The following is a 727-nucleotide window of genomic DNA, read 5'->3' as shown; positions in this document are numbered from 1 at the left end:
GAGATTCAGTGGCGATTATAATTTGCGCCAAAAAGGTTTTGTCTTCGATGAGGTCAAATAGGCTAAGGCCTAAAGATTCACTGAGCTTTGTTAAATGTTCAACCGCAGCGGGTTTGTCCGCATTGTTTAACTTCGCGTAGAGTACAATAACGCGCGCTGGATCGCTTGTTTTACTCAGTGCTGCTTGTCTTACAGAAGGGTTTTCATCATTNAAGAGCAGAGATTCGATAATCTCACGTTGCTCATTGTTATTTGGATCAAGTTGCTGCAGAGCTTCTAATCGAACTTCGGCAGATTTGTTTTGCCATTTTGGTTTAAAAAGCTTGGATAAGAAATTAGCCATGTCGTGCCTGTATTCTTGGAACGTAGCAGTTGCCTGCCACGGTAGTCTTTGTTGTTAGATGATATTTTTGTTCTTGTTGAGCAAAAAGTAATCGGAGTAGTTTAACCTTGAAATTGCTAGCAAAGAAGTGTTTATTCGACGCTTGTTGTTAGGTGATGCATAAAGTGTGATGAGTGTGTATGAGTGAGCAAGCTGAGCTGCTGCAAAAACTAAAAAACAAAGCCGTTGATTTGTTAGCGAGGCGTGAATATGCAATTCACGAGTTGAGAGATAAGCTCTTACGGAATTTAGATGAGGACGAACAAGTCCTCGTTGATGATGTGATCGAGCAAATGATCGAAGCAGGCTACTTATGTGAGCAACGTTATGCGGATATGTTGCTGC

General features: G+C 41.3%; 1 pseudogene. It reads left to right on the top strand.

Annotation, left to right across the window (positions count from 1 at the left end):
* Positions 1-522 precede the first annotated feature (522 nt).
* Positions 523-727: pseudogene (locus A3738_RS09195) on the top strand (hypothetical protein); the annotation flags it as partial.

The organism is Oleiphilus sp. HI0066 (assembly GCF_001635725.1).
The sequence above is the reverse complement of the archived record's forward strand: the minus strand, read 5'-3'. Positions and strand labels throughout refer to the sequence as shown.